Origin of the sequence: Mesobacillus sp. (genome assembly GCF_049588175.1) — a bacterium.
Lineage (GTDB): Bacteria > Bacillota > Bacilli > Bacillales > Cytobacillaceae > Mesobacillus.
Genome location: NZ_JBAVFI010000685.1, coordinates 1 through 6,784 on the forward strand (window position 1 = coordinate 1; position 6,784 = coordinate 6,784).

General features: G+C 42.8%; 8 protein-coding genes. 1 reads left to right on the forward strand and 7 read right to left on the reverse strand.

Annotation, left to right across the window (positions count from 1 at the left end; all coding sequences use genetic code 11):
- The 5 genes from WB217_RS16620 to WB217_RS16640 all read right to left on the reverse strand — a co-directional run.
- Positions 1 to 463: NAD(P)-binding domain-containing protein (locus WB217_RS16620; RefSeq protein WP_423994383.1), on the reverse strand; the 463-nt coding region annotated here is incomplete at its 3' end.
- A 1-nt stretch (position 464) separates the two neighbouring features.
- Positions 465 to 1,370: a UTP--glucose-1-phosphate uridylyltransferase GalU gene (gene galU / locus WB217_RS16625; protein WP_423994384.1), complete on the reverse strand. Its 906-nt coding sequence runs from the start codon at positions 1,368 to 1,370 to the stop codon at positions 465 to 467.
- Between the two features lie 133 nt (positions 1,371 to 1,503).
- Positions 1,504 to 2,283: a HipA family kinase gene (locus WB217_RS16630; protein ID WP_423994386.1), complete on the reverse strand. Its 780-nt coding sequence runs from the start codon at positions 2,281 to 2,283 to the stop codon at positions 1,504 to 1,506.
- Positions 2,280 to 3,386, reverse strand: a complete 1,107-nt coding sequence (locus tag WB217_RS16635; protein WP_423994387.1) for a glycosyltransferase family 4 protein — start codon at positions 3,384 to 3,386, stop codon at positions 2,280 to 2,282. Before WB217_RS16635 ends, WB217_RS16630 begins: the two co-directional genes overlap by 4 nt.
- Before the next feature lie 58 nt (positions 3,387 to 3,444).
- Positions 3,445 to 4,476 (reverse strand): hypothetical protein, encoded by a 1,032-nt coding sequence (locus tag WB217_RS16640; RefSeq protein ID WP_423994388.1) that lies wholly within the window; start codon positions 4,474 to 4,476, stop codon positions 3,445 to 3,447.
- A gap of 214 nt (positions 4,477 to 4,690) precedes the next feature.
- On the opposite strand from WB217_RS16640, the gene WB217_RS16645 reads away from it, so the two are divergent.
- Complete coding sequence (locus tag WB217_RS16645; protein WP_423994389.1) at positions 4,691 to 5,494, forward strand: hypothetical protein; 804 nt, start codon at positions 4,691 to 4,693, stop codon at positions 5,492 to 5,494.
- 39 nt (positions 5,495 to 5,533) lie between these two features.
- Here WB217_RS16645 and WB217_RS16650 read toward each other — a convergent pair whose 3' ends face one another.
- Positions 5,534 to 6,454 (reverse strand): type II secretion system F family protein, encoded by a 921-nt coding sequence (locus tag WB217_RS16650; protein ID WP_423994391.1) that lies wholly within the window; start codon positions 6,452 to 6,454, stop codon positions 5,534 to 5,536.
- A gap of 2 nt (positions 6,455 to 6,456) precedes the next feature.
- The coding region (locus tag WB217_RS16655; protein WP_423994392.1) for a type II secretion system F family protein at positions 6,457 to 6,784 on the reverse strand (328 nt) is incomplete at its 5' end.

Genomic DNA, 6,784 nt, shown 5'->3' on the forward strand with positions numbered 1-6,784 from the left:
GCCTAAGGAATTCAGGGTTAGATACCATTTGAATTTCCACCTTCTTTTTAAGATGAGCAGCTAGCAGCTGTTCAAAGTGGTCATTCGTACCCACTGGCACCGTACTTTTGATCACCACGATTGAATCCTGGACAATATGAGCGGCAAGATCTTTCGCTGCTTGTTCCAGAAAGGATAAATTCGCGCGACCATTTTCACTTTGAGGTGTACCTACGGCGATCATGATGATTTCCGCCTCGCATAATCCTTCTTGATGGGAAGTTGTGAACCTTAGTCTGCCAGCAGCATAATTTCTCGATAGCAGCTCTTCTAACCCTGGTTCATAGATGGGGGATTTTCCTTGCTTGAGGGTTTCTATTTTCTTCTGGTCGACATCAATGCAGGCAACATTGTGGCCGATTTCTGCGAGACAAACTCCGGTGGACAGCCCAACATATCCAGTACCTAATACAGCAATCTTCATATCAGGTACCCTCTTTCTTCAAGCTCTCACCATGAGCTTTTTCATAAAAATTCTTCAAATACTCAAGTACATCCTCACGAATATCTTCCCTCTGCAGAGCAAAGTCCAATGTAGCTTTAACGAATCCAATTTTATCCCCGACATCATAGCGGTCACCCTCAAAGTTATACGCTAACACTGCCTGCCGCTTACTGAGTTCATTGAGGGCATCCGTAAGCTGAAGTTCACTGCCATGGCCCACCGGCAGCTCTGCCAATACCTCGAAAATCTCCGGCCTCAGGACATATCTGCCCATAATCGCATACCTTGAAGGAGCTTCGTCTATAGATGGCTTTTCTACGAGCGACTCAATATAGAAAAGATTTGGTTCAAGATTCGCTCCCTTGGGCTTAATGATTCCATACTTGCTGACATCCTTTTCTGGCACACTTTGAATACCTACTACAGAACTATTGCAATATTCGAAGACATTGATGATTTGCTTTAAGCAAGGCGTTTCTGATTTGACGATATCATCCCCGAGCAAAACGGCGAAAGGCTCATTGCCGATGAAGCTTTGGGCACATAATATCGCATGCCCCAATCCCATTGGCTCCTTTTGCCGGACATAATAGATATTGGCAAGACTCGAAATCCTTTGGACCTCTTCCAAAATATCGAGTTTATTCTTTTTTAATAAAGCATCTTCGAGTTCATATGATTTATCAAAATGGTCTTCTATTGATCTTTTTCCCCTGCCGATGATGATGATAATTTCCTCTATACCTGAAGCAACGGCTTCCTCGACTATATATTGGATGGTCGGCTTATCAACAATCGGCAGCATTTCCTTGGGCTGTGCTTTCGTTGCCGGTAAAAAACGAGTCCCAAGGCCAGCCGCCGGGATAATAGCTTTTCTAATCTTCATATGCTGCCTCCCTTTTGAATTCCATAATTCTTTATATTCAAAGGGGCAAACTCCGCTCACGTCATAAGCCTACATACCGAAAGACTTTATAGACATAAGCACACATTCATTTCATTGAATTAGACAAGAGATGTCATGATTTCTTTCCGCGTTTTGAATGGTATACCTTTTTTATGATTCTAGCCATTTGCTTTGGAAGGATTTTTGTCCGGTGCTGAACCAGCGCATTTACCATCGCTTTCTTTTCTTCTTTTGAAACATTCCAGTCATCAGGAATGGTCGAGACAATTTCTTCAATCAAGAAAATGGGAATTGTCTGGATGAGCTCGAGAGCTTCAGCAAATGCCTCCTCGTTTTCAATAAAAGAAGCCATCAGCCTGTGAGCAGCGCTTTTCCTTAGCCCTGTCGGCAAATTCTCCAGATTTGATATTTGCCAATCATATGACCCTAAAACCTCTGCATGATCAATAACCCATAATTGAAACACATCTTGAGAGTCTTCCTGAAAAAGAATATTTTTACGTGTCCGGTCACGGTTGCACATCCAATAATCAAATAGAATGATTCCGGCCAATGTCTCTTGATTCAATATGCCAGATACTACTCCCCGGACCTGATGCCCATCAAGACAATTCGGCACAAATAAAGATGCGAACTGAAATTGGGTAGGAACCATCTGAGCCAGTTCAGGGATTTTCACTGTAAACTCATCGGGGATTTCTACTAATCTGGCAAATGGAATGGGCAGTCCCAGATACCTTGCCAAACAATAGGAAACCCATTCATTGGGCAAGGTACGTTCAAATCCGGGTTGAAAAAATTTAACCACATACTCTCTTCCATCATCAAAAGCGATTAGATGCGAGTTTGATTTTCCTTCTAATTTCCTGCGGTAAGCTACCGGATTAATCATGGGTTCCCACCCCTTTTTTGGCCTCCATAGACAATCTCGTATAACAAATCGATATACTGCTCTGCCACCACTTCTATGGAAAAATTCCGCTGAACATGTTCAGTCGCCGTATTGGACATTTTTTGATGCAATTCAGGAGCATCAAGTATTGAATAAATTTTCGCCACTGCATCATCCACATTCTGTCCACGATAAAGCATTCCGGTTTGTCCCTGGGGAACCAGCTCTGTGACTGGCATCATGTTTGAAGCTACTACGGGCACACCGCAAGCCATCGATTCGATAAAAGTATTGCCGAAGGATTCTGATTTGGTAGTAGCCAGGGTGCAGCCGCCTGATTGGCGAATTTTCGCATAGACATGAGGCATTTGCTGATAAGGAATGACGGGGAACCATTTTATAATGTCCGTCAAATTTTCCTCTTGCCATTTCGCCCTGAATTCTTCACGCTGGACACTTTGCGCTCCGCCTATTACCCAGAACTCAATATCCTTCCGTTCACTTTTAATCCTTTTCGCTACATCAAGAAGCATCGGCCAGTTTTTTCGTTTGTCCAGTCTGCCGATCCAGCCGATGATTTTCTTATCTGCAGGTAAAACAGGCACACTGTGAAAATCGATATCTTTTTCAGGCAGTATGTGAAAAAAGGATGGATCAACCCCGTTGTAGATTACTTCAATCGGTTTGGTTTCGGTTAAAATCGAAACAATCCGTTTCTGGTAATTAGAAGGTACAACGATTACCTGAGGCTTAATTCCTTTAAAGTTTTTCAAATGCGGCTGAAGCTTGATGATTTCCGGTGTCCGGGCCTCAATGATGACAGGGCCTGTAAATTTTGCTTTCCGGATCCATTTATAAGCTGCCGCGGTATCGACAACAATGATGGCATCGTAGTGATTATTTTTGATGATATTAATGATTTCATTATCATCCTTCGTTAAATACACAGGAGCGATGTCCTCCATTATATGCAGACCGCCATGGTCAGTCGTATACAGGAATTCTGTATCGATTCCATGTTTTTTAAAATAGATCGAGCGATTCCGCCATCCGGCATTTACCCCGCCAACAGTAAGCAGACGCCAGATTACAAGTACTTTCATATCGGTTTCTCCTCGTCTGAAGATTAGGCCCTCCTCATATGAAATATCTTTTCAAAACTTACTTTCTGCGTTTTCTTTCCCTCTTCTTCATTCTCATGCTATCGAAAGCCATTCCCCAAGAATCCATTGGGGAACTCTTTTCTTTTTTATCCTTTTCGGATGTTTTCTTATAAAAATCTTCCCAATTGAGCTTCTGGGACTTACCAGAACCTCTTCCATTGCCATTCAGCCTATTGCGCCTTTGAGGCTGCATACCTAGTTGAAGCTTTTTCCAGTATTCATCGATTTTGTCCATAACCTTGTCAGGATCAGCACCGCGCGCCAGCATTGTTTTCACCCATTCTTCCTTAAAAACCTTGTGCATCATATTTTCAAGCTGGTTCTTATGGATTTTTTGATCATGGGTTGTCAATAATTTTTCGCTTTGTTCACTTAATTGCACTTTGTCTGTCTTACCATCAAGTGATAACTGATATATTTCACGCGACACTTCTTCCATCTGCATATAGTACACCCATTCCTCATAAAGCTCCGGCTTCAGCTGTTGAACATGGTTCATAAATAAATTCTTATTTTTTTCCCCAAGCGAAGTCAGCAGCTTTCTAGGATAAGGATAGACACGATCACGCCAAACAGCCCTTGCCACATCAATCACCTTCAGGCTGCCGTCCGGCTGAAGATAAATCTGACGCTTGTGGTGGTCGATTCGGTCATAGCCTATTTCCTTGAATGTAATCAGCATATTGATCAATTTAAGAGACAATTCTTCTGTCAAAGGCTGTGATTGTAAGTACTCCCTCACGTCCACCCCTTTGATGATTTCCATCGCAATATATAGCTCACCCTTGTCATAAAGACGAGGAAACAGATCCGTTTGCTGGCCCAGGGAAAGTGCATAATATTCACGCTCACAATCCTCCGCATTGCCAAACACTTTTATACAAATATCATCGGTATATTGGAAAACCGCCCCCTGGCGTCCTTTCCCGATCATTACCAGCGGGGAATTATTGATAACCTCCACATCTTGATTGTCAAGATTCTTCACCTGGATCTCTTTCATACATTTCTTTATAAATTTCGTATCCACATCGTTCCTCCTAACGATCGTCGTTACCTACATATGTCTCATCGATCCTTCTTAATTAGTTAATTCGTGGAGGGCTGAAAATGTACGGGCATTTATCCATAACTAGGAAAATATCTCATTTTCGGGCGGTGGAAGCTGGAGAGCTTCTTTAGAAGGCTGGCGCTTTTTTTCTATCAGCCAAGACTGTAAAATAGACTTGAAAGGAAGTGGACAGATGGCGAATTCAGTAGCTGGCATTAATCAATCACATTTGACACAATATATCCCGCCTAAAGGGGAATACGAACGATTTGAAGATGAAGCTCATTATTTGGAAAAGGTAAAGGAATGGGGACTAAGTACAAAAAAGGAATTCTGGTACAAAGACAGAAACCAACATTGTCTTGTTACAATAAAGGGATATGAGATTTTTGGAGAAACCGCGGAATATAACACGCTGGTGATCGAATTCCAGGATGGGAACCTCACCTGCATCCAGCCTGCTTATTTGAAAGAAATGCAGGCATCAAGCTTCGGGAAAGAAATCATTATCCAAAATGCTGATACCGCAACAGACAGCATTCACGCAGAACCAACGGTACCAGAAATCAAAACTGAAACTAAGTCTGCAGCTCCAGACTTAGCAGAACCGCAACAAGAAAAAACGGCAAAAAAGACAAAAGAAAAAAAAGAAAAGCAGACAAAATTGAAACTGCCTGAAGAAAAAGTTCATTTTACAGGCAAAGTGAAGCAGTTTGCTCTGAGCTGGAATCATTTTAATGAAGATAACGATGAAGTAGTCGTGTTTGAGGACGTAATAATTGAGCAGGATGAACCTATTGAGGTCGGCCTTGCCTGGGGTTCTCACAGTAAAACCCTGAAAAAACTTGAATTAGAGCCCGGCCAGCAACTAGAATTTGACGGTAAAATCGTCAAGAAAAGCCTTCCGAAGGGTAAGGATGTTGAAGATGAGGCTCTGCTTTTAGAAGTTTCAGTAGCTTTTAAAATCAATAACCCATCAAAGATCGTTAAAAAATAAAGAAATGGACTGGCCCTTAGATACAGCCAGTCCATTTCTTTATTTTGAAAAGGTTTCAATAAATTGAATCAGCGCTGGACCAAGCAGGACGATAAACAAGCTCGGAAAAATGAAAAGCACCAGCGGGAAAAGCATTTTGACCGGAGCCTTCATTGCTTCTTCCTCTGCCCTCTGCCTCCTTCGTTCTCGTACTTCATTTGACTGGACACGAAGCACCTGCACCATACCGATTCCCAGCTTCTCCGCCTGGAGGATGCTGCTGATAAAAGCTCTGACCTCTTCTACTTCTACCCTGAGCTTTATCCCTGACAGCGCCTCTCTTCTCGTCCTGCCAAGCCTTAATTCTTCAAGGCTGCGATGAAATTCAGCTGAAAGGACTCCGTCTTTCTTTGAGACGACCTTGCTGACCGCTGAGTCAAATCCTAGACCTGCTTCAAGGCTTACAGTCAGAAGATCAAGGATATCAGGAAGCTCCTTCAAAGCACTTCGGTTTCGAGCTTTCTTTTTAAGATTGAGGTAATAATGGGGGAGAACCGCGCCAGCTCCGAGCCCGACAATGAAAAACAGGAATATTCCTGCATAGCCCGTCTGAAGCAGTGCCCCATATGCACCTGCTAAAAGCGGAAAAAGCAGCATGATGGAAATCTGTAATAATCTAAAATCTACAGGAGTCATTCCAAAAGGGCTTCCCGCGAGAAGAAGCTTTGTTTCAATCTTCGCTTCTTTCTCACCAGGCATTTTTTTCTTAAAGCTTCTTTTAAAATCATTGACCAGCGGCTTGACGATCCGTTCATACAAGGATGCATGACTCGATTTTTCCGCCTCAGGCTCTGTTTGCTCCTTAACACCGCTGACAAACGCTGACATCCGGTTCTTCATATAGGAGGATTTCTCATCCTTGATTAAATATAATCCGTAAATCAGCAGTGAAACGGAAAGAAAAAAAGTAAAATAAATCATCGCTACACCTCGATCGCAGTAATTTTACGAATGAGAAAAAACCCAATGATTCCCGAAATGAAGCCTGCCGCTGTCAGCGCTATACCAATTGGGTGGCTGAATAATGTCCCGATATATTCAGGTTCAATTAAATAGATCACGAAGGCGAGAATGATAGGCAATAGGCCGATGACAATCCCGGATAAACGCCCCTGTGCCGTAAGCGAGGAAATCTGCCGGTGGATTTTCGTTCTCTCCCTGATGGTTTGTACAATCCTGTCGAGGACTGTGGCAAGATTTCCGCCGACCTGCCGCTGAATCAAGATGGCCTGGATCATTAAATCCAAATCC